Here is a 20,156-nt window from a genome sequence, read left to right on the forward strand (position 1 = left end):
CGGGGTGGCCGCCGCAGCCGCAAGCGGCGGCCGCTGCCGCGGGTCGGCTGTGCGACGGGTTGCGGGCCGCGCTTTCCGGACGGGGCTCGGCGATCGGCGCCGGCGCGTCGGGCAGCACGCCCTTGATCACCGGGGTCTGCTTGTTGGTGGGCTCCTGCGAGCGGCGCGTGACGGCGGTGGGGTCTTCCACTTCTTCGACGAGCTTGTAACTGGCGTCGATGTGGTCCAGGCGCGGGTCGTCGTGCTTGAGGCGCTCGAGCTTGTAGTTCGGCGTCTCCAGGGTCTTGTTGGGCACCATCAGCACGGTCACGCGCTGCTTGAGTTCGATCTTGGCGATCTCGGGGCGCTTTTCGTTGAGCAGGAACGAGGCCACTTCCACTGGCACCTGGCAGTGCACGGCGGCCGTGTTGTCCTTCATGGACTCTTCCTGGATGATCCGCAGGATCTGCAGCGCCGACGATTCGGTGTCGCGGATGTGGCCCGAGCCGCCGCAACGGGGGCAGGGGATGGAGGAGCCTTCGCTCAGCGCGGGCTTGAGGCGCTGGCGGCTCATCTCCATCAGGCCGAACTTGCTGATCGTGCCGAACTGCACGCGGGCGCGGTCCTGGCGCAGGGCGTCGCGCAGCCGGTTTTCCACTTCGCGGCGGTTCTTCGACTCTTCCATGTCGATGAAGTCGATCACGATCAGGCCGCCCAGGTCGCGCAGGCGCATCTGGCGGGCCACTTCGTCGGCGGCCTCCAGGTTGGTGCGGGTGGCGGTTTCCTCGATGTCGCCGCCCTTGATGGCGCGGGCGGAGTTCACGTCCACGCTCACCAGCGCTTCGGTGTGGTCGATCACGATGGCGCCGCCGGAGGGCAGGGTCACGGTGCGGGCGTAGGCCGACTCGATCTGGTGCTCGATCTGGAAGCGGCTGAACAGCGCGGCGTCGTCGCGGTAGCGCTTGACCTTGCCGGCATGCTCGGGCATCACGTGCGCCATGAACTGGTGCGCCTGCTCGTAGATGTCGTCCGTGTCGATGAGGATGTCGCCGATATCGCCGTTGAAATAGTCACGGATCGCGCGGATCACCAGGCTCGACTCCTGGTAGATCAGGAAGGCGCCCTTGCCGCCCTTGGCCGCGCCGTCGATGGCGGTCCAGAGCTTGAGCAGGTAGTTCAGGTCCCACTGCAGTTCGGGCGCCGTGCGGCCGATGCCGGCGGTGCGCGCGATGATGCTCATGCCCTTGGGGTACTCGAGCTGGTCCATCGCCTCCTTGAGCTCGGCCCGGTCTTCGCCCTCGATGCGGCGCGACACGCCGCCACCGCGCGGGTTGTTGGGCATCAGCACCACATAGCGGCCGGCCAGCGACACGAAGGTGGTCAGAGCAGCGCCCTTGTTGCCGCGCTCTTCCTTCTCGACCTGCACCAGCAGTTCCTGGCCTTCGCGGATCACGTCGTTGATGCGCGCCTGGCTGACCGAGACGCCTTCGGCGAAGTACTGGCGGGAGATTTCCTTGAAGGGCAGGAAGCCGTGGCGGTCTTCGCCGTAGTCGACGAAGCAGGCTTCCAGCGAGGGCTCGACGCGGGTGACCACGGCCTTGTAGATGTTGCCCTTGCGCTGCTCGCGCCCTTCGATCTCGATTTCGTAGTCCAGCAGCTTCTGGCCGTCGACGATGGCCAGGCGGCGTTCTTCGGGCTGCGTGGCGTTGATGAGCATCCGCTTCATGATGGGATTCCTTTTCGTTGTCGGCCGGGCGGCGCGCAGCGAAAAAGCTGCATCGGCGCGCGTCCCGACCATTCAAACCAATGACACAGGCTCTTCAGGAGCCATGGATGCCAGGGCCGACGCGTTGAAACGAAGGGAATTGCCGCAAAGCCACGCGGCTGCGAAGCACTAGCTTCGCAGTCGTGGCGGGGGCGCGTGGATGGGGGCGAGGGGAAATGTGTGCAGCGTTGCCATGAAAGACTTGGCTGATGGCGCGGGCTGCACGGGCGATGCCGGCGATTGCGGAGCCCATGCCGAAGGCAGGCGCCTTCGCCAAAGGGTCACAATCCATGCCAACAATGCCCACATGTTTTCGCTTTGATCCGCCCGCAGAACCTGCCTGTTGGGCGGCCTGCGGACTGGGGATTCCGGTTTCGGTGTTTCAATTTGTCAGCCGGCCGCGCGGCGTGGGAGCCACCACAGGCATCTGGCCTGCAATCTGCGCACACGACACCCGTTGGCATCGACCTGCCTGCGCGGCTTGCAAGGTTGCGTGGACTAAACTCCAGACAAATCAACCACTTACAGAACATCGCGCAGGTGAAACACATTATAGGGGGCAAACCGGCGACGGACCGTGCCCCGAACCCCGCCCCCGCTGCGGCCCGCATCGTCGAAGTCGACGAAGACTCTGCCGGCCAAAGGCTCGATAACTTTCTGATACGCCATCTGAAGGGCGTTCCCAAAACGCACGTGTACCGCATCATCCGCAGCGGCGAAGTGCGCATCAACAAGGGCCGCGCCAGCGCGGACACCCGGGTCGCCACGGGCGATCAGGTGCGCCTGCCGCCCGTGCGTATCTCGGACAAGGTGGCTGAGAAGGCCGAGCGCCCGGCGCCGGCCCGCGAATTCCCCATCCTGCTGGAGGACGACCACCTGATCGCCATCGACAAGCCCGCGGGCGTGGCGGTGCATGGCGGCAGCGGCGTGAGCTTCGGCGTCATCGAGCAGTTGCGGCAGGCACGTCCCCAGGCAAAGTTCCTGGAACTCGTGCACCGCCTGGACCGCGAGACCTCGGGCATCCTCCTCGTGGCCAAGAAGCGTTCCGCGCTCACGCACCTGCAGGACCAGTTCCGGGAGCGGGAAACCGGCAAGACCTACCTGGCCCTGGTGCCCGGCACCTGGGCCGCCAACAAGAAAGTGATCGACACGCCCCTGCACAAGTATCTGCAGGCCGATGGCGAGCGGCGGGTGCGGGTGACCACGCCGGAAGACCCGGACGGCATGCGCTCCATCACCCTCGTGAAAGTGCGCAGCCACCTGCCGGCGCGCGCGGCCGAGGGGCTGCCGGCCATGAGTCTGCTGGAAGTCACCATTAAGACCGGACGCACCCACCAGATCCGCGTGCACCTGGCCAGCCAGGGCCATGCGATCGCGGGCGACGACAAATACGGCGACTTCGAACTCAACAAGCGGCTGCACAAGCACGGCCTCAAGCGCATGTTCCTGCATGCGTGGCGGTTACAGTTCGCTCATCCCTCCCACGGCGAGCGCATCGAACTGCGCGCAGAGTTGCCGCCTGATCTGGCGCAATTCACCGCCGCCACTGCCTGAACACCATGCCCACGACCCCACGCCGCCGCTTCGACCTCATCGCTTTCGATTGGGACGGCACCCTGTACGACTCCACCGCCATCATCGTGCGCTGCATTCAGGACTCCGTGCGCGACGTCGGCGGCACGGTTCCGACCGATCAGGCCGCGGCCTGGGTGATCGGCATGGGTCTCATGCAGGCGCTGACCCACGCCGCACCCGACGTGCCGCCGGAAAGACACGCCGAACTGGGCAATCGCTACCGCTACCACTACCTCAAGCACCAGGACGATCTGAGCCTGTTTGCCGGCGTGCTGCCCATGCTGGAAGACCTGCGTGCACGAGGGCACTTGCTGGCCGTGGCGACCGGCAAGAGCCGGCGCGGCCTGGACGAGGTGCTGCACACCGTGGCGCTGCGGGGCATGTTCGATGGTTCGCGCACGGCCGACGAAACCGCTGGCAAGCCGCATCCGCTCATGCTCCAGGAGTTGATGGCCGAGTTCGATGTGGCGCCGGAACGCGTGTTGATGATCGGCGACACCACCCACGACCTGCAGATGGCCCTGTCGGCCGGGTGCTCCAGCGTGGGAGTGAGCTACGGAGCGCACGAGCCCGGCGAGTTCGACAGCCTCCAACCCCTGGCCGTCATGCATTCCGTACCGGAACTGCACGCCTGGCTTTTGCGGCACGCCTGACGCTGCAGCCGCCCGCCAGCCCATCGTCGGTACCTTGCCATGGCCCCTTCCTTGCAACCCATCGACCTGTGCCCCAGCGCCGATCTGGTGGACGGCGGGCAGGCCGTTGCTTTCGATGTTTTATACGCCGGCCAGGCCTGCCGCGCCTTTGCCGTGCGCTTCGAAGGCCGGCCCCATGCCTACCTGAACCGTTGCACGCACGTGCCGATGGAAATGGACTACCAGGCGGACCGATTCTTCGACGACACCGGCCAGTGGCTGCTGTGCGCCACGCACGGCGCCGCCTATCGGCCCGATACGGGCGCTTGCGCGGGTGGCCCGTGCCGCGGTGGCCTGGTGAAGATCCAACTCTCCGAAGGCCAGGGCGTAGTGCGCTGGCATACTGAACCCCACTTGCAACCTGTCGAATTCTGACAAATGACCGAACCGACCCGGCCCGAACCTTTTGGTTCTGGGCAGACTCCCCCGCCAGCGCCCGATCTGTGGGCACAGACTGCTACTGAAAAAGAAGCAAAAGACCCTGCGAAGATGCCAGGCTGGGAGCGTGACGTGTTGGAAAAGCTGGTGTTCGCGACCTTGTCCGAGCAGCGCTCCGCACGCCGCTGGCGCATTTTTACCCGGTTGGCGTGGCTGGTCTTCCTGATTGCCGTGGCCTGGGTGTTGCTGGCGCGCGACGCTACCAGCACGAGCAAGAGCACGCCCCACACGGCGGTGGTGGACATCAAGGGTGAGATCGCCGCGGGGGCCGAAGCCAGCGCCGAGTTCGTGGTGGCGGCCATGCGCAGTGCCTTCGAAGACTCCGGATCGCAGGCCGTGGTGCTGCTCATCAACTCGCCGGGCGGCAGCCCGGTGCAGGCCGGCATCATCAATGACGAGATCATTCGCCTGAAGGCCAAGTACAACAAGCCCGTCTATGCCGTGGTGGAGGAAACCTGCGCATCGGCCGCCTATTACATCGCCGCCGCCGCCGACGAGATCTACGTGGACAAGGCCAGCATCGTCGGCAGCATCGGCGTGCTGATGGATGGCTTCGGCTTCACCGGCACGATGGAAAAGCTGGGTGTGGAGCGTCGCCTGCTGACGGCGGGCGAGAACAAGGGATTCCTCGACCCGTTCAGCCCGCAGACCGAAAAGCAGCGCGCCTATGCGCAGGCCATGCTGGACCAGATCCACCAGCAGTTCATCCATGTGGTCAAGGAAGGGCGCGGCGATCGGCTCAAGCCCACGGCGGACACCTTCAGCGGCCTGTTCTGGACCGGCCAGCAGGCGGTGGAGATGGGGTTGGCCGACCACCTGGGCAACCTCGACTATGTGGCACGCGAGGTCGTCAAGGCGGAAGACATCATCGACTACACCCGCCGCGACAACGTTGCTGAGCGGCTGGTCAAAAAATTCGGCGCTGCCATGGGCCAGACGGCCGTGCAGGCCATCAAGGGCGCACCGGCCATCCGCTGAGGGCTCGCTATCCGGGCCTGCCGCCGGGCCGGGCTCGGTGTCCGGCGGTCCTGATCCGCGGTTGGAATCCCGGAGATCTGTTGATCGGGCCTAGCGCCCAATGGCAAAGACGGCCGGTATCCGGTTATCGGGCACTTCCATTTGCTGTCGCCATAGGCGCACGAGCCGGCTTGCCGTGCGCGCCTGCGGCAGTGTGAGCCCGCTGGCAATTGCCAGCCGGGTATTGGGCTGCAAGGTTTGTACCAAGGCCTGCCACAGCGCGGCGTTGCGGTACGGGGTCTCGATGAACAGTTGCGTTTGTCCCTGCTTGAGCGCCAGGGCTTCCAGTTCGCGGATGCGCTGGGTGCGCTGGGCCGGATCCTGCGGCAGGTAGCCTGCAAAAGCAAAACCCTGTCCATTGAGACCGCTCGACGCCAGCGCCAGCAAGAGCGACACGGGGCCTACCAGTGGCACCACCCTCAGCCCGCAATCGTGCGCGGCACGCACCACCGAGCTGCCAGGGTCCGCCACCGCAGGCATGCCTGCCTCGCTCACCAGGCCCATGTCGTTGCCCGCCAAAGCGGGCGTCAGCAACGTGCGGGCGTCGAAGGTCACATGGCCGTCTGCACCATGGTCGCCTTTCTTGTGCACTTCGCGCGGCAACTCGTCGATCTGCTGCGACTGCAGCGGCAGCTTCAGGGGGAACAACGCATCGACGCGCTTGAGGTATGCGCGGGTACTCTTGGCGTTCTCGCAGATCCAGTGGGTGATTTGCGACGCCGCCTGCAATGTCGCGGCAGGCAGGGATTGATCCAGGGGGGCTTGGATGTCGCAGCCGAAGTCGAGCGGTGCGGGCACCAGGTAGAGCGTGCCGGTCGATGCGGCTGTCATGGCAGTTCCATTCCGGCGGCGCGCAACATGCGACAGGTCCGGATCAGCGGCAGGCCGATAAGCGCTGTCGGGTCATCGCTTTGGATGCTGTCGAGCAGGCTGATGCCCAATCCTTCGCTTTTGGCGCTGCCGGCGCAGTCGTACGGTTGCTCGGCGAGCAGGTAGCGCTCGATCTCCGCATCGGACAGGTCGCGGAAGCGAACTTCCACCGGGGCCAACTCCACCTTTTCAAACCCCGTGGCGGCGCAAACCACTGCCACCGCGGTCTGGAACACGACGCTGTGGCCCCGCATCCGTTGCAGCTGGGCGACCGCTTTCTCGTGTGTGCCGGGCTTGCCCAGCGGTTGTCCCGAGAAATCCGCCACTTGATCGGATCCGATCACTACGGCGTCCGGGTGGGCCGCAGAAACGGCGCGGGCTTTGGCCATGGCCAGCCGCAAGGCGAGGGTGCTGGGCGCCTCGCCGGCGTGGGGTGTTTCGTCGACGTCGGGCGCTGCGACATCGAAAGGCAGACGCAGGCGGGAGAGCAGTTCGGCCCGGTAGCGGGAGGTCGAGCCCAGCACCAGACGGCGGGGCAGGGAAGGGGATTGAGGCATGCGCTGATTCTCTTACACTGCCGCCATGACCAAGGAATTCTCCCCTCAGCGCCTCGATGTCAAAGCCTTCGCGCAGGCGGGCGGTCACCTGTCCGGCCATGACTCCCTTTTGAAGTACGAACGCCTGGCCCAGGAAGCCAAGGGCCTGCACCCGGATCTCATGGTGGATTGGGCGGTTGACGGCGAAGTGCGCAGCACGCATGGCATCGGCGGACAGATCTGGCTGCGGCTCACAGTGAACGCGGCGCTTCCCATGACTTGCCAGCGCTGCCTCGGATCGGTGGATGTGCCGCTTCAGGTGCAGCGTGAGTTCCGTTTCGTGGCGGATGAAGCCACGGCGGAAGCGCTGGACGACGAGAGCGATGAAGACCTGCTGGCCTTGAGCCGCGAGTTCAATCTGCGAGAGTTGATCGAAGACGAGCTGCTCATGGCATTGCCTCTGGTGCCGCGGCAGACGAATGCCCGGCCCCCGTGCCAATGGAATCCAGCGACGAGGATTTCGAAGAGGCCAGTGCGCAAAAGCCCAACCCTTTTGCGGCACTGGCAGCCTTGCGAAAAGACAAGGCGGAAGACTGAAAACCGTTTGGGCTATAATCGAGGGCTTCGCGCGAATCCCCCTCGTGTCTTTATGGGCTGATCGCGTTTTTACCAACCCTTCAAGACTCAGGAGCCACCATGGCTGTTCAGCAAAACAAAAAATCCCCTTCCAAGCGCGGTATGCACCGTTCGCATAACGCTCTCAACGTGCCTGGCACGGCTGTCGAGCCCACTACCGGCGAAGCCCATCTGCGCCACCACATCAGCCCCAACGGTTTCTACCGTGGCCGCCAAGTGCTGAAGAACAAGTCTGAAGCCTGATTTAACTCGCGCGCCGAGGCCCGCTGCTACGAAATTGGTAGCGCGGGCCTTTGTTTTGTTCGCTGTATTTTCACTTCCGGTCGTTTTCTGCGGTCGGACAAGTCGCCCATGATCACACTGGCTGTTGACTGCATGGGGGGCGATCACGGCCCCCGCGTCACGCTAGCGGCGTGCCGCCAGTTCTTAGAAAACCATCCCGAAGCCCGTTTGCTCCTTGTCGGTCAGCCCGAAAGCCTGAAGGATTTCAAGCACGATCGGGCTGCTGTCACCCCTGCCAGCGAGGTCGTCACCATGGATGATCCGGTGGAGATTGCCTTGCGCCGCAAAAAGGATTCGTCCATGCGCGTTGCAATCCAGCAGGTCAAGGATGGGACCGCTCAAGCCGCCATTTCTGCGGGCAATACGGGTGCTTTGATGGCCATCGCCCGCTACCTCCTGAAAACCCTGGACGGAATCGACCGCCCCGCGATTGCGACCCAGATACCCAATGCCAAGGGTGGTGCCACGACCGTGCTGGATTTGGGCGCCAATGTGGATTGCACCGCTGAGCATCTACTCCAATTTGCCGTGATGGGCTCGGCCCTAGTGTCTGCGCTTCAAGAGGGTTCGGAGCCCACCGTTGGCTTGCTCAACATCGGCGAGGAAGCAATCAAGGGTAGTGAAGTCATCAAAAAAGCGGGTGAATTGTTGCGTACGGTAGGTAACTCTGGCGATCTTCGTTTTTTTGGCAATGTGGAAGGCAACGATATCTTCAAGGGCACGGTCGATATCGTGGTTTGTGACGGTTTCGTGGGGAATGTGGCTCTCAAGGCCAGCGAAGGCGTAGCCTCCATGATCGTCGGAGGGCTCAAGCAGGAGTTCAAGCGCAATATCTTTACCAAACTGGCGGCAGTTGTGGCTTATCCGGTGTTATCTGCTCTCATGAAGCGGATGGATCATCGGCGCTACAACGGGGCAGCGTTGCTAGGGTTGCGTGGATTGGTGTTCAAAAGTCACGGATCGGCGGACGCCATGGCTTTCGAGCAGGCTTTGAACCGGGCGTATGATGCAGCCCGCAACAACCTGCTCGACCGCGTCCGGACGCGGGTGGCGCATGCTGCGCCCTTGCTGGCGCCTTCGGATGCCCAGCCTGTCAACACCGCCGTCGGGTCCCCATATTGATGAGACGCTACTCCCGCATCACAGGCACTGGCAGCAGCCTTCCTCCTCGTCGTCTGACCAATGCCGACCTCGTGGCCGAGTTGGCTCAGCGCGGTGTGGAGACATCGGACGAGTGGATCGTCGAGCGCACCGGCATCCGGGCGCGCCACTTCGCGGAGCGCGATGTCTGCAGCAGCGATCTGGGGCTGGAGGCTTCTCGCAATGCGCTGGAGGCGGCTGGAGTTCAGCCGCAGGACATCGATCTGATCATCGTCGCCACGTCCACGCCGGACATGGTTTTCCCTTCGACCGCCTGCATCTTGCAAAACAAGTTGGGGGCCAATGGATGCCCGGCTTTCGATGTGCAGGCCGTCTGCAGTGGTTTCGTGTATGCGCTGACCGTGGCAGACGCCATGATCCAGTCCGGCAGCGCCCGCCGCGCCCTTGTCGTGGGTGCGGAGGTATTCAGCCGCATCCTCGATTTTGATGACCGCACCACCTGCGTGCTGTTCGGCGACGGCGCAGGCGCCGTGGTACTGGAAGCTTCGGAAACTCCTGGCATCCTGTCGAGCGATCTGCATGCCGATGGCCGGCATGTGGGCATTCTGTGCGTGCCGGGCAACGTCTATGGCGGGCAGATTCTGGGTGACCCGTTGCTCAAGATGGATGGCCAGGCCGTTTTCAAGCTGGCTGTGGGTGTGCTGGAAAAGGCAGCCCGTGCTGCCCTGGAGAAGGCCGGCCTGACCGATGCGGACGTGGACTGGCTGATCCCTCACCAAGCCAATATCCGCATCATGCAAAGTACGGCGAAGAAGCTGGGCCTGTCGATGGACAAGGTGGTCGTCACCGTAGACCAGCATGGCAACACTTCGGCGGCGTCGATTCCCCTGGCACTCGATCATGCGGTTCGCACCGGCCAGGCCAAGCCCGGACAGACGTTGCTTCTGGAGGGCGTGGGAGGCGGTTTTACATGGGGTGCGGTGCTCCTGAAACTGTAGCTTGAAACGCCGAAAAATTAAGCGGTGAAGGCGGTTTTGACCATTCGTTTATGACGACCAAAAAATCTTTTGCATTTGTTTTTCCCGGCCAGGGCTCCCAGTCGGTCGGCATGCTGGATGCCTGGGGCGACCACCCTGTGGTAGCGCAAACCCTGCAGGAGGCTTCCGACGCCCTGGGCGAAGACATCGCACGCTTGATTCATGAGGGCCCGAAAGAAGCGCTTTCGCTGACGACCAATACCCAGCCGGTCATGCTCGTCGCTGGCGTGGCCGCATGGCGCGCATGGGTCTCGGAGGGCGGTGATGTCCCGGCAGCGGTGGCCGGCCACTCGCTCGGCGAATATTCGGCGTTGGTGGCGGCAGGGGTGCTGACGCTGGCGCAGGCCGCGCCGCTCGTTCGTCTGCGTGCTGCCGCCATGCAGGAGGCAGTTCCCGTCGGTGTGGGTGCCATGGCTGCCATTCTGGGCATGGATGCACACAAAGTGATCGAAGGTTGCGCTGCGGCGGCGGCATCTTTCGGTGCGGATGGCGGTGAAGTAGTGGAGGCCGTGAATTTCAACGACCCCATCCAGACCGTGATTGCGGGCACGAAAGCCGGCGTCGACAAGGCGTGCGAACTGTTGAAGGCATCTGGCGCTAAGCGTGCGTTGCCCTTGCCGGTATCCGCTCCTTTTCACTCCAGCCTAATGAAGCCGGCAGCCGAGAAATTGCGGGAGGCCCTGTCGGCGCTTTCCTTGGCGGCCCCGCAGATCCCAGTCGTCAACAACGTGGATGTCGCGGTCCGGCAGGAGGCGGATGCCATCCGCGATGCGCTTTACCGCCAAGCCTTCGGTCCGGTGCGCTGGGTGGAGTGCGTGCAGGCGCTCAAAGCCCGCGGCGTGACGCATCTGGTGGAGTGCGGCCCTGGAAAGGTGCTGGCGGGCTTGGCGAAGCGCATCGATCCAGAGCTGGTCGCTGCTTCTATTTATGACCCGGCCACGCTGGCCGAAACACGAGCATTGTTGGCATGAGCGATACCCCTTCGTTGAATGAAAAGCCCCAGGTAGCGCTGGTCACTGGCGCATCGCGCGGCATCGGCGCTGCCATCGCGGCCGTGTTGACGGCCCGTGGTTATTTGGTGATCGGTACCGCGACGACGGATGAGGGCGCTCAGCGCATCTCTCAGGCACTGTCGTCCGGCGGCGGCCACGGTGTGAATCTGAACGTCACGGATGTGGCGGCTGTCGACGCGTTGATCGACACCATCGTGAAGCAGCACGGTGGTTTGCATGTGCTGGTGAACAATGCTGGCATCACCCGCGACACGTTGTCCATGCGCATGAAGGACGACGACTGGGATGCGGTCATCGACACCAATCTGAAGGCCGTGTTCCAGGTGAGCCGCGCCGTCATTCGACCCATGATGAAACAGCGCTTCGGTCGCATCATCAACATCACCAGCGTGGTGGGGTCGGCAGGCAATCCCGGCCAAGCCAACTATGTGGCAGCGAAGGCGGGCGTGGCAGGCATGGCGCGTGCCCTTGCCCGTGAACTGGCCAGCCGGGGCATTACCGTGAACTGCGTGGCCCCTGGCTTCATTGCGACCGACATGACCGCGCAACTCCCTGCCGAGCAGCAGCAATCGCTGCAATCGCAGATTCCAATGGGCCACATGGGCCGCCCAGAAGACATTGCCCATGCGGTTGCCTATCTGGCATCGGCAGAGGCTGGTTATGTCACGGGTCAGGAGTTGCATGTCAATGGCGGCATGTACATGTAATTGAGCAAAGTTAGCGCCGATTCATCGCGACGGCGGGCTGGTAGGGGACTGATCCCGAAGCAGCTAGAATCGCGGATTCATTCACAACCCTCAAAGGGAAACCATGAGCGATATCGAAGCACGTGTCAAAAAGATCATTGCCGAACAACTCGGCGTTGAAGAATCGCAAGTCACCAATGAAAAGGCTTTTGTGGCCGACCTGGGCGCTGACTCGCTGGACACGGTGGAGCTGGTGATGGCGCTGGAAGACGAGTTCGGCATCGAGATTCCTGACGAAGACGCAGAGAAGATCACCACGGTGCAAAACGCCATCGACTACGCCAATACCCATCAGAAGGCCTGAGCGCCTTCAGTTCAGACAGATTCGTAGAAAGTCTTAGCGCATGAGCCGTCGTCGCGTCGTCGTGACCGGCCTGGGTTGCATCACCCCCGTCGGAAACACGGTGGCAGATGCCTGGGCCAACATCCTGGCCGGTCAATCCGGCATTGACCTCATCACCAAGTTCGACGCTTCGAACTTTGCCTGCAAGATCGCGGGTGAGGTCAAGGGATTCGATCTTGGCGCCTACATGAGCGCCAAGGATGCACGCACGATGGATACCTTCATCCATTACGGCATCGCTGCGGCGGATGAGGCGGTGCGTGATGCCGGCCTTCCGACCGGCGAGGCGTTGGACGAAGAGTTGGCAACGCGCATCGGCTGCATCATCGGGTCTGGGATTGGTGGGTTGCCGTTGATCGAAAACACCCATGCAGAACTGGAAAGCCGGGGTCCTCGCCGGATCACGCCTTTTTTTTGTTCCAGCATCCATCATCAACATGGTGGCGGGTCATGTATCGATGCGCTTTGGTTTCAAAGGTCCGAACCTTTCCGTGGTGACGGCATGTACTACGGGCCTGCATTGCATCGGTGAGGCAGCACGCAAGATCGAGTATGGCGACGCCGATGTGGTGGTCGCTGGCGGCACGGAAGCCACGGTTTCTCCCCTGGGTGTGGGTGGCTTTGCTGCCATGCGCGCCTTGTCCACTCGCAACGATGATCCAAAGACTGCCTCCCGCCCATGGGACAAAGGCCGCGATGGCTTCGTATTGGGCGAGGGTGCAGGGGTGCTGGTGCTGGAAGAATACGAGCACGCCAAAGCCCGCGGCGCCAAGATATACGCAGAATTGTCCGGCTATGGCATGAGCGCCGATGCGGGGCACATGACGGCGCCCAATATGGACGGCCCTCGCCGTGCCATGCAGGCCGCGCTGCGCAATGCCGGCGTCAACGCCGAGGAGGTGGATTACCTCAATGCCCACGGCACCTCAACGCCATTGGGCGATTTGAACGAAACCCATGCGATCAAGGCCGCTTTGGGCGAGCATGCCAAAAAGACGGTGATCAGCTCGACAAAGTCGATGACCGGCCATTTGCTGGGCGGTGCGGGTGGGATTGAAAGCGTGTTCACCGTGATGGCGTTGCGTGACCAGAAGGCGCCCCCAACCATCAATCTCTTCGAGCAAGACCCGGAATGCGATCTGGACTACTGCGCCAACGTCGCCCGAGACATGAAGATGAACATCGCGGTGAAGAACAATTTTGGTTTTGGCGGCACCAACGGCACGCTGGTTTTCAAGCGCGTTTGACGGGGTGGCCAGACCGCTGCGCGGTGCCGGTCGGCCAGCTGTGATGGAAGGGTGGGCTCGGCAATGACCCGCTCCGCCAAGTCTTTTCATGCCCCAGCGACCCGCCATGAGGTGGCGCGGAGCCGCAGGTTGGGCTGGTTCATTGCTGGCGCCCTGCTTGCTGGCATTGGGGGCTTTGCCGCGTGGATCGCGCAATCTGCTGGGGATGGCCTGCTTCGAGGCACCGTGTTCTTCGTCTTGTGGGGCGCGTTTGCCGGCCTGGCTTGGCGCTTTTGGTTCCGGCTGCCCGTGGGTGCCCTGCATTGGGATGGTTTGCATTGGTCCTTGAATCAAAATGCAGAAATGCCTGTTGCAGGTGAATTGGTTGTCCATGCGGATTTCCAGTCTTTCCTCTTGGTGCAACTGCATGGAGTCGATGGCCAGACCCAGTGGTTGTGCCTCGAGCGTACCCAGCCGCGGGAGGCCTGGGCGGCGCTGCGCCGTGCGGTATATTCGCGCCCCAAGCCAGAGCCCCGTGCCGACGGCATGTTCTCTGTCCGGCGCGGCGACGCGTGAGCCCCTTTTTTCATGACTGCTTCCATGCCCCCGCCTTCCGCCGACAGTGACCTTCAGCTTGTGGAGCGCACGGTTGCGGGTGACCAGAGGGCGTACGAACTGCTGGTGATCAAGTATCAGCGGCGCATCGAACGGCTCATTGGTCGCATGGTCCGCGACTCCGATCTCGTACAGGACATTGCCCAGGAAACGTTCATCCGGGCGTATCGCGCACTGCACCAATTCCGGGGAGAGGCGCAGTTCTATACCTGGCTCTATCGGATCGCGGTCAACACCGCCAAGAAGGCGCTGGTCGACATGAAGCGCAATCCCGTCATCTCGGAAAATGCCTTGCGAGGAAGTGATGACGACGATGAAACTTCCCGACTGGGGCATGAACTAACCACCGACGAGACGCCCGAGACCGTGCTCGCAGCCCAGGAAATCGCGGTGGCGGTGAACGCTGCAATGGATGCGCTGCCTGAAGATTTGCGCCAGGCGGTGACATTGCGTGAGATTGAAGGGTTGACCTACGAGGAGATTGCGGCTGCCATGGATTGCCCCATCGGCACCGTACGTTCCCGTATCTTTCGAGCGCGGGAAGCCATATCGGCCCGTGTCCGCCCTTTGTTGGAGAAGCAGTCGGGCAAGCGGTGGTAGCGCGGTGTGAATGGCAGAGCAGTGAAGCAAAACGTGATGGCTGGGGAACGACCATGAATGACGATCTGAAAATGCGTGAACATTTGTCTGCCCTTGCGGATGGGCAGCTGCGAGGCCAGGAGTTTGGTCAAGCCGTGGACTATGCCAGCAGCAATGCGGACGGCTTTGAAACGTGGCAGATGTATCACCTGATCGGCGACGTGCTTCGCTCTTCCGAGTTGGCGCGTCCGGTGAATTCCTCACTGGTGGACCGGCTTCGCAGCCAGATCGAAGCGGAGGGCATTCAGCGTCCTCCGTTGGTGGCCAGTGCCGTCGTGCAAGGAGCTGTCGCGGAGGTCGTGACGCCTGCTGTGGCCGCCAATGCCTCCGTGTTTCGCTGGAAAATGGCTGCGGGTTTTGCTTCGCTCGCCGCTGTCGGTGCAATCGGATGGACGGCCATGACGGGGATTCAGGCTGGGTCCGAAGGAGCGCAGATGGCTTCCGCTGCGCCAGTGACCGCCGCTCCTGCGGCGGTGGCGGTGGCAGACGCAACGGAAGGAAGCGCACCGCAGGTCATGATCCGCGATCCGCGGCTGGATGAGTTGCTGGCCGCGCACAAACAGTTTGGCAACACGTCGGCGCTGCAAATGCCGGCGGGTTTCCTGCGCAATGCCACCTTCGAGGCTCCGGCGCGCTGAGATCGTGAAGACAGGCCAGAAAGGCCCCTTGTACGCCGCTCACCAGCCTCGAGTCAGAGGTGTTCGTGCCTTGGCGGGCTACCTGAATAGGGCGGCTTCAATGCGCCACGCTCTGGCGTGGGTGCTGCTCGTGGCCGGTTCGGGCCACGCGTTCGCCGGGCCGCCGCCCGCCGTTGCTGCATCCAGTGCGGTGGTGTCTGGCGACGCACGCTCCATTTCCGGATGGCTGGAGCGCATTCATCGCGCCTCCCGAGAGCACAGCTACAGCGGTACTTTTGTGGTGTTGTCTGCATCGGGCGCCATGGTGAGTTCCCGCATCTGGCATGCGGCCGATGGAAACGACCAGATCGAGCGCATTGAGGCATTGAACGGGTCGCCCCGGGTGGTCTATCGCCGGGAGGGGCTCGTCCGCACCTTCTTGCCCCAGGCGCGCATGGTGCGTGAGGATCGTCGCGACATGCCCAGCTTGTTCCCGCGGCTGCCGGAAACGGCTGATCGCGGACTGGATGCGCACTACACGGTGCAGACCTTGGGGCGTGAACGCGTTGCGGGCCACGAAAGTGAAGTGGCTTGGCTGCGACCCAGGGATGGGCTGCGATTCGGTTACCGCATGTGGGTGGCCGAAGCCTCGGGTTTGATCTTGAAGCTGCAGACCCTCGACCTGCGGGGGCGCGTGCTGGAGCAGGCGGCGTTTTCTCAGCTGGAGCTGGATAACGCGGTGCCATTTGCGCGCCTCGTGGGCATGATGGATGACATACGCGACTTCCGGGTGGTCAGGGTTGCCATGCGCAAGACCACCGCGCAAGCCGAAGGCTGGCGTCTGAGAGCGCCGGTGGGTGGATTCACCCCTGGGGATTGCTACAAGCAAGAGGATGCGGCTGTTGCGCAGTCGGGCCTTCCCTTGCATTGCCTGCTCTCGGATGGGCTGGCGACGGTCTCGCTCTTCCTGGAGCCTTACGACGCCTCCCGCCATGCTGCCGGCCCGAGCGCGGGCAGCATGGGGGCCACCCAGACCCTGGCGCAACGCGTTTCAGGCAACATGTGGCTCACGGCGGTGGGTGAGGTGCCGCAGGAAACCTTGCGGCTGGTGGCCGAGCAATTGGAATACGCCCGTTGAGCAGTGCCGCTGCTGCCCAAGCCGTCCCACCGGGGCGGATGCATGGGCTGCTGACTGTAGTGTGGCGGGAACCAAATGTGAACCTTGCAATACGAAGTCCTTTTGCTGCTCCCGATGTCTCCTCTGAATTTTGAAAGAACGATGATGCCGATGACGACGAACTGGAAAAATCTGCAATCGTGCGCGGTGGCCGTCGCGATGGCATTGACCGCTGCCTCTGCGGCTGTGCCTGTCACTGTGTTGGCGCAAACGCCGCCACCCACGGTCCGGGGCCTGCCGGATTTCACGGACCTGGTGGATCAGGTCGGGCCGTCGGTGGTCAACATCCGCACGCTGGAAAAAGCCGCGGAGCGTGCCGGCCCGAACGCCATGGACGAGGAGATGCTCGAGTTCTTCCGCCGCTTCGGCGTGCCCGTGCCGCCCAATGCGCAGCGCCAGCAGCGCCCCCGTGCACAGCCCGAGGAAGAGCAGCCACGCGGCGTGGGCTCTGGCTTCATCCTCACGCAAGACGGCTATGTGATGACCAACGCGCACGTGGTGGAGGGCGCGGACGAGGTCATCGTCACCCTGACCGACAAGCGCGAGTTCAAAGCCAAGATCGTGGGCGCCGACAAGCGTACGGATGTGGCCGTGGTCAAGATCGAAGCCACCGGATTGCCGGCCGTCAAGGTGGGCGATCTCAACCGGCTGCGGGTCGGTGAGTGGGTCATGGCGATCGGCTCGCCCTTCGGGCTTGAAAACTCTGTGACCGCGGGCATCGTCAGCGCCAAGCAGCGCGACACGGGCGATTACCTGCCCTTCATCCAGACGGACGTCGCGATCAACCCGGGCAACTCCGGCGGACCGCTGATCAACATGCGTGGCGAGGTCGTCGGCATCAACAGCCAGATCTACTCTCGCTCGGGCGGCTTCATGGGGATCTCCTTCGCCATTCCGATGGATGAGGCCATTCGGGTCAGCGACCAGTTGCGTGCCACGGGTCGCGTGACGCGCGGGCGCATCGGCGTGCAGATCGGCCAGGTCACCAAGGATGTGGCCGAGTCGATCGGTCTGGGCAAGCCCCAGGGGGCGCTCGTGAGTGGGGTGGAGGCGGGGTCTCCTGCCGACAAGGCGGGCGTGGAGGCGGGTGACATCATCACGAAGTTCGACGGCAAGACCATCGAAAAAAACCGCCGATCTGCCGCGCCTGGTGGGCAATACCAAACCGGGCAACAAGAGCACCGTGACGGTCTTCCGCCGAGGTGCGAGCAAAGATCTCTCCATTACCGTGGCCGAGATCGAGCCGGATGACAAACCGGTGGCGAGCAAAGGTGGCGAGCGTGAAAGCGCAAAACCCAAGCCTTCTCCAGCCGCCCAGCAACTGGGCCTGGCGGTTGCAGAGCTGACTGAAGCCCAGAAAAAGGAGCTGAAGCTCAAGGGTGGGCTGCGGGTCAACGCGGCCACGGATTCGGCCGCGCGTGCCGGCCTGCGCGAAGGCGACGTGATTCTTTCCATCGCCAATATCGAAGTGGCCAACCTGAAGGACTTCGAGGCGGCCCTGGCCAAGGCGGACAAGAGCAAGCCCATCAACGTGCTGTTCCGCCGCGGCGAATGGGCCCAATATGCGTTGATCCGTCCGGCACGTTGACCGGTGAACGCACAAGGCCCCATCCCAAAGTGGGGTTTGGGGCCTTTGCGCAGAAATCCGGTTTGGTCCCTCAACGTTTTTGCGCGGCATTTCCATTGATCGTTTTCGATAGAATGGCGCCTGCTTTGCACGGCTTAAATGCATATCGATTCAACTCTGCGCCACCATGTGGGATGGTCGTTAACCATTCACAGGTGATCCACAGTGTGCCCACAAGTTATTCCGGAAGTGGAAAGCGTTTTGTGAATAAGCTGTGTATAAAATGCGCGTTGCAAGGCGGCAACGCCTTCTGAACCTTGTCGGGCGGACTTTCCCTCTCGGCCTTTTTGCCTACAATGAAGTTCCAACCATCGCAGTTGCCAAATGATTGTTGGTTCAGGGCGCGTCACCATTTGACGCGCCCTTTTTTTCTTGTGCGCTCCGTTTTAATTCAATCACTTGTCGCTTTCCCTTGATGAACCACATCAGAAATTTTTCCATCATTGCGCACATCGACCATGGCAAATCGACCTTGGCGGATCGCTTGATTCAGCGCTGTGGCGGGCTTGCCGAGCGTGATATGGAAGCCCAGGTGCTCGACTCGATGGACATCGAAAAAGAGCGTGGGATAACCATCAAGGCGCAGACGGCGGCGCTGCAATACAAGGCCAAAGACGGCCAGATCTACAACCTCAATCTGATCGACACGCCGGGCCACGTGGACTTCTCGTATGAAGTCTCGCGCTCGCTTTCGGCCTGCGAAGGTGCGCTGCTGGTCGTCGATGCGTCGCAGGGCGTGGAAGCCCAGACCGTGGCCAACTGCTACACCGCGCTGGACCTCGGCGTGGAGGTGGTGCCCGTGCTGAACAAGATGGACCTGCCGAACGCGGATCCCGACAACGCGAAGGCCGAAGTCGAGGACGTGATCGGTATCGATGCAACCGATGCGATTCCCTGCTCTGCCAAGACGGGCATGGGCATCGATGAGATTCTCGAAGCCATCGTGGCCAAGGTGCCTGCGCCGCGCGGCCAGGCCGATGGCCCGCTGCGCGCAATGATCATCGACAGTTGGTTCGATCCGTACGTCGGCGTCGTGATGCTGGTGCGTGTGGTCGATGGCCGCCTGCTGAAGGGCGAGCGCTTCAAGATGATGGCCAGCGGCGCGGTGTACAACGCCGACAACCTGGGTGTGTTCACGCCCGCGAACGAATCGCGCAACTCGCTCGACGCCGGCCAGGTGGGCTACATCATTGCCGGCATCAAGGAACTGCAGGCCGCCAAGGTGGGCGACACCATCACGCTGGAAAAGAAGCTGCCCAACAATGCCGGTCCGGCGACCGAAGCGCTGCCGGGGTTCAAGGAAATCCAGCCCCAGGTGTTTGCCGGCCTGTACCCGACCGAAGCGAGCGAGTACGACTCGCTGCGCGATGCGCTGGAAAAGCTCAAGCTCAACGATGCCTCGCTGCACTACGAGCCCGAAGTCAGCCAGGCGCTGGGCTTCGGCTTTCGCTGCGGCTTCCTGGGCCTGCTGCACATGGAAATCGTGCAGGAACGCCTGGAGCGCGAGTTCGACCAGGACCTGATCACGACCGCGCCCAGCGTGGTCTACCAAGTGGTGAAGGCCGACGGCGAAGTGGTGATGGTCGAGAACCCCTCCAAGATGCCCGACCAGGGCCGACTGGAGGAGGTGCGCGAGCCCATCGTGACGGTGCATCTCTACATGCCGCAAGACTACGTCGGCCCGGTGATGACGCTGGCCAACCAGAAGCGTGGCGTGCAGATGAACATGGCCTACCACGGCCGCCAGGTCATGCTGACCTACGAGATGCCGCTGGGCGAGATCGTGCTGGACTTCTTCGACAAGCTCAAGTCGGTGTCGCGCGGCTATGCGTCGATGGACTACGAATTCAAGGAGTACCGAGCCTCCGACGTGGTGAAGGTGGACATCCTGCTCAACGGCGAGAAGGTCGATGCGCTGTCCATCATCGTGCACCGCTCGCAGTCGCAGTACCGCGGCCGTGCCGTGGTGGCCAAGATGCGCGAGATCATCAGCCGCCAGATGTACGACGTGGCCATCCAGGCGGCGATCGGCGCGAACATCATCGCGCGCGAAACCATCAAGGCGTTGCGCAAGAACGTGCTGGCAAAATGCTACGGCGGCGACATCAGCCGCAAGCGCAAGCTTCTCGAGAAACAAAAAGCAGGCAAGAAACGCATGAAGCAGATCGGTTCGGTGGAAGTGCCCCAGGAAGCGTTCCTGGCCATTTTGCAGGTGGAAGACTGAG

At 62.9% G+C, this 20,156-nt stretch carries 19 protein-coding genes and 3 pseudogenes; 19 read left to right on the forward strand and 3 right to left on the reverse strand.

The genetic code is table 11. The features are described 5' to 3' along the window. A partial coding sequence (locus AC27IO_RS04845; RefSeq protein ID WP_498737612.1) for an Rne/Rng family ribonuclease occupies window positions 1–1,705 on the reverse strand: 1,705 nt, incomplete at its 3' end. Between AC27IO_RS04845 and AC27IO_RS04850 the strand changes: the two genes are divergently transcribed. The 5 genes from AC27IO_RS04850 (at window position 1,689) to AC27IO_RS04870 (ending at window position 5,427) form a co-directional block, all read left to right on the forward strand. Further along, window positions 1,689–1,877 carry a hypothetical protein gene (locus AC27IO_RS04850; RefSeq protein WP_272567848.1) on the forward strand — a complete coding sequence of 63 codons (189 nt, stop codon included), beginning with the start codon at window positions 1,689–1,691 and terminating at the stop codon, window positions 1,875–1,877. The genes AC27IO_RS04845 and AC27IO_RS04850 overlap by 17 nt on opposite strands. A 407-nt stretch (window positions 1,878–2,284) precedes the next feature. Beyond that, window positions 2,285–3,298, forward strand: a complete 1,014-nt coding sequence (locus AC27IO_RS04855; RefSeq protein ID WP_284430040.1) for an RluA family pseudouridine synthase — start codon at window positions 2,285–2,287, stop codon at window positions 3,296–3,298. Between the two features lie 5 nt (window positions 3,299–3,303). Continuing rightward, window positions 3,304–3,972: an HAD family hydrolase gene (locus tag AC27IO_RS04860; RefSeq protein ID WP_284430041.1), complete on the forward strand. Its 669-nt coding sequence runs from the start codon at window positions 3,304–3,306 to the stop codon at window positions 3,970–3,972. A gap of 39 nt (window positions 3,973–4,011) precedes the next feature. Further along, window positions 4,012–4,386 carry a Rieske (2Fe-2S) protein gene (locus AC27IO_RS04865; protein WP_284430042.1) on the forward strand — a complete coding sequence of 125 codons (375 nt, stop codon included), beginning with the start codon at window positions 4,012–4,014 and terminating at the stop codon, window positions 4,384–4,386. Between the two features lie 3 nt (window positions 4,387–4,389). After that, window positions 4,390–5,427, forward strand: a complete 1,038-nt coding sequence (locus AC27IO_RS04870; RefSeq protein ID WP_284407055.1) for a S49 family peptidase — start codon at window positions 4,390–4,392, stop codon at window positions 5,425–5,427. Window positions 5,428–5,517: 90 nt separating this feature from the next. Here the strand turns inward: AC27IO_RS04870 and AC27IO_RS04875 are convergent, their stop codons facing one another. Both AC27IO_RS04875 and AC27IO_RS04880 read right to left on the reverse strand, forming a co-directional pair. Further along, window positions 5,518–6,297, reverse strand: coding sequence for an SAM-dependent methyltransferase (locus tag AC27IO_RS04875; protein ID WP_487113229.1), 780 nt, complete (start codon window positions 6,295–6,297; stop codon window positions 5,518–5,520). Further along, window positions 6,294–6,893, reverse strand: coding sequence for a Maf family nucleotide pyrophosphatase (locus AC27IO_RS04880; RefSeq protein ID WP_498737615.1), 600 nt, complete (start codon window positions 6,891–6,893; stop codon window positions 6,294–6,296). The genes AC27IO_RS04875 and AC27IO_RS04880 overlap by 4 nt, the downstream gene beginning before the upstream one ends. A 25-nt stretch (window positions 6,894–6,918) precedes the next feature. On the opposite strand from AC27IO_RS04880, the pseudogene AC27IO_RS04885 reads away from it, so the two are divergent. The 14 genes and pseudogenes from AC27IO_RS04885 to lepA all read left to right on the forward strand — a co-directional run bounded on the left by AC27IO_RS04885 (window position 6,919) and on the right by lepA (window position 20,155). Further along, window positions 6,919–7,469, forward strand: a pseudogene (locus AC27IO_RS04885) (YceD family protein). Window positions 7,470–7,568: 99 nt separating this feature from the next. Then, complete coding sequence (rpmF, locus tag AC27IO_RS04890; RefSeq protein ID WP_092744121.1) at window positions 7,569–7,751, forward strand: 50S ribosomal protein L32; 183 nt, start codon at window positions 7,569–7,571, stop codon at window positions 7,749–7,751. Window positions 7,752–7,859: 108 nt separating this feature from the next. Next, window positions 7,860–8,912 carry a phosphate acyltransferase PlsX gene (plsX, locus tag AC27IO_RS04895; RefSeq protein WP_284430046.1) on the forward strand — a complete coding sequence of 351 codons (1,053 nt, stop codon included), beginning with the start codon at window positions 7,860–7,862 and terminating at the stop codon, window positions 8,910–8,912. Beyond that, a complete protein-coding gene (locus AC27IO_RS04900) occupies window positions 8,912–9,889 on the forward strand; it encodes a beta-ketoacyl-ACP synthase III (protein WP_272567863.1) in 978 nt (325 codons plus the stop codon). Before plsX ends, AC27IO_RS04900 begins: the two co-directional genes overlap by 1 nt. A gap of 50 nt (window positions 9,890–9,939) precedes the next feature. Beyond that, entirely contained in the window at window positions 9,940–10,899 is a 960-nt protein-coding gene (gene fabD, locus AC27IO_RS04905; RefSeq protein ID WP_487089080.1) for an ACP S-malonyltransferase, read from the forward strand. After that, window positions 10,896–11,648 (forward strand): 3-oxoacyl-ACP reductase FabG, encoded by a 753-nt coding sequence (gene fabG, locus AC27IO_RS04910; RefSeq protein ID WP_487089081.1) that lies wholly within the window; start codon window positions 10,896–10,898, stop codon window positions 11,646–11,648. Before fabD ends, fabG begins: the two co-directional genes overlap by 4 nt. A 103-nt stretch (window positions 11,649–11,751) precedes the next feature. Then, window positions 11,752–11,991, forward strand: coding sequence for an acyl carrier protein (acpP, locus tag AC27IO_RS04915; protein ID WP_003058049.1), 240 nt, complete (start codon window positions 11,752–11,754; stop codon window positions 11,989–11,991). A 40-nt stretch (window positions 11,992–12,031) separates the two neighbouring features. Beyond that, window positions 12,032–13,277, forward strand: a pseudogene (fabF, locus tag AC27IO_RS04920) (beta-ketoacyl-ACP synthase II). A 63-nt stretch (window positions 13,278–13,340) separates the two neighbouring features. Then, a complete protein-coding gene (locus AC27IO_RS04925; protein WP_498737618.1) occupies window positions 13,341–13,832 on the forward strand; it encodes a hypothetical protein in 492 nt (163 codons plus the stop codon). A 12-nt stretch (window positions 13,833–13,844) separates the two neighbouring features. Continuing rightward, window positions 13,845–14,471, forward strand: coding sequence for an RNA polymerase sigma factor RpoE (gene rpoE, locus AC27IO_RS04930; RefSeq protein ID WP_284430051.1), 627 nt, complete (start codon window positions 13,845–13,847; stop codon window positions 14,469–14,471). Window positions 14,472–14,524: 53 nt separating this feature from the next. Next, the gene (locus AC27IO_RS04935; RefSeq protein ID WP_317359235.1) at window positions 14,525–15,148 is read left to right on the forward strand and encodes a sigma-E factor negative regulatory protein; all 624 of its coding nucleotides are present in this window, start codon (window positions 14,525–14,527) and stop codon (window positions 15,146–15,148) included. Between the two features lie 100 nt (window positions 15,149–15,248). Further along, complete coding sequence (locus AC27IO_RS04940) at window positions 15,249–16,265, forward strand: MucB/RseB C-terminal domain-containing protein (protein WP_498737621.1); 1,017 nt, start codon at window positions 15,249–15,251, stop codon at window positions 16,263–16,265. Window positions 16,266–16,406: 141 nt separating this feature from the next. Further along, window positions 16,407–17,892 (forward strand): annotated as a pseudogene (locus AC27IO_RS04945) (DegQ family serine endoprotease). Window positions 17,893–18,346: 454 nt separating this feature from the next. Further along, the gene (lepA, locus tag AC27IO_RS04950; RefSeq protein ID WP_272567874.1) at window positions 18,347–20,155 is read left to right on the forward strand and encodes a translation elongation factor 4; all 1,809 of its coding nucleotides are present in this window, start codon (window positions 18,347–18,349) and stop codon (window positions 20,153–20,155) included. Window position 20,156: the final 1 nt, after the last annotated feature.

This window comes from Acidovorax sp. KNOB132 (assembly GCF_057541515.1).

Excerpts from the sequence above, each read along its gene's own strand:
- AC27IO_RS04850 (WP_272567848.1), top strand. The coding sequence starts at position 1,689 with ATGAGCATCCGCTTCATGATGGGATTCCTTTTCGTTGTCGGCCGGGCG.
- AC27IO_RS04860 (WP_284430041.1), top strand. The coding sequence starts at position 3,304 with ATGCCCACGACCCCACGCCGCCGCTTCGACCTCATCGCTTTCGATTGG.
- AC27IO_RS04865 (WP_284430042.1), top strand. The coding sequence starts at position 4,012 with ATGGCCCCTTCCTTGCAACCCATCGACCTGTGCCCCAGCGCCGATCTG.
- AC27IO_RS04870 (WP_284407055.1), top strand. The coding sequence starts at position 4,390 with ATGACCGAACCGACCCGGCCCGAACCTTTTGGTTCTGGGCAGACTCCC.
- AC27IO_RS04875 (WP_487113229.1), bottom strand. The coding sequence starts at position 6,297 with ATGACAGCCGCATCGACCGGCACGCTCTACCTGGTGCCCGCACCGCTC.
- AC27IO_RS04880 (WP_498737615.1), bottom strand. The coding sequence starts at position 6,893 with ATGCCTCAATCCCCTTCCCTGCCCCGCCGTCTGGTGCTGGGCTCGACC.
- rpmF (WP_092744121.1), top strand. The coding sequence starts at position 7,569 with ATGGCTGTTCAGCAAAACAAAAAATCCCCTTCCAAGCGCGGTATGCAC.
- plsX (WP_284430046.1), top strand. The coding sequence starts at position 7,860 with ATGATCACACTGGCTGTTGACTGCATGGGGGGCGATCACGGCCCCCGC.
- AC27IO_RS04900 (WP_272567863.1), top strand. The coding sequence starts at position 8,912 with ATGAGACGCTACTCCCGCATCACAGGCACTGGCAGCAGCCTTCCTCCT.
- fabD (WP_487089080.1), top strand. The coding sequence starts at position 9,940 with ATGACGACCAAAAAATCTTTTGCATTTGTTTTTCCCGGCCAGGGCTCC.
- fabG (WP_487089081.1), top strand. The coding sequence starts at position 10,896 with ATGAGCGATACCCCTTCGTTGAATGAAAAGCCCCAGGTAGCGCTGGTC.
- acpP (WP_003058049.1), top strand. The coding sequence starts at position 11,752 with ATGAGCGATATCGAAGCACGTGTCAAAAAGATCATTGCCGAACAACTC.
- AC27IO_RS04925 (WP_498737618.1), top strand. The coding sequence starts at position 13,341 with ATGACCCGCTCCGCCAAGTCTTTTCATGCCCCAGCGACCCGCCATGAG.
- rpoE (WP_284430051.1), top strand. The coding sequence starts at position 13,845 with ATGACTGCTTCCATGCCCCCGCCTTCCGCCGACAGTGACCTTCAGCTT.
- AC27IO_RS04935 (WP_317359235.1), top strand. The coding sequence starts at position 14,525 with ATGAATGACGATCTGAAAATGCGTGAACATTTGTCTGCCCTTGCGGAT.
- AC27IO_RS04940 (WP_498737621.1), top strand. The coding sequence starts at position 15,249 with ATGCGCCACGCTCTGGCGTGGGTGCTGCTCGTGGCCGGTTCGGGCCAC.
- lepA (WP_272567874.1), top strand. The coding sequence starts at position 18,347 with ATGAACCACATCAGAAATTTTTCCATCATTGCGCACATCGACCATGGC.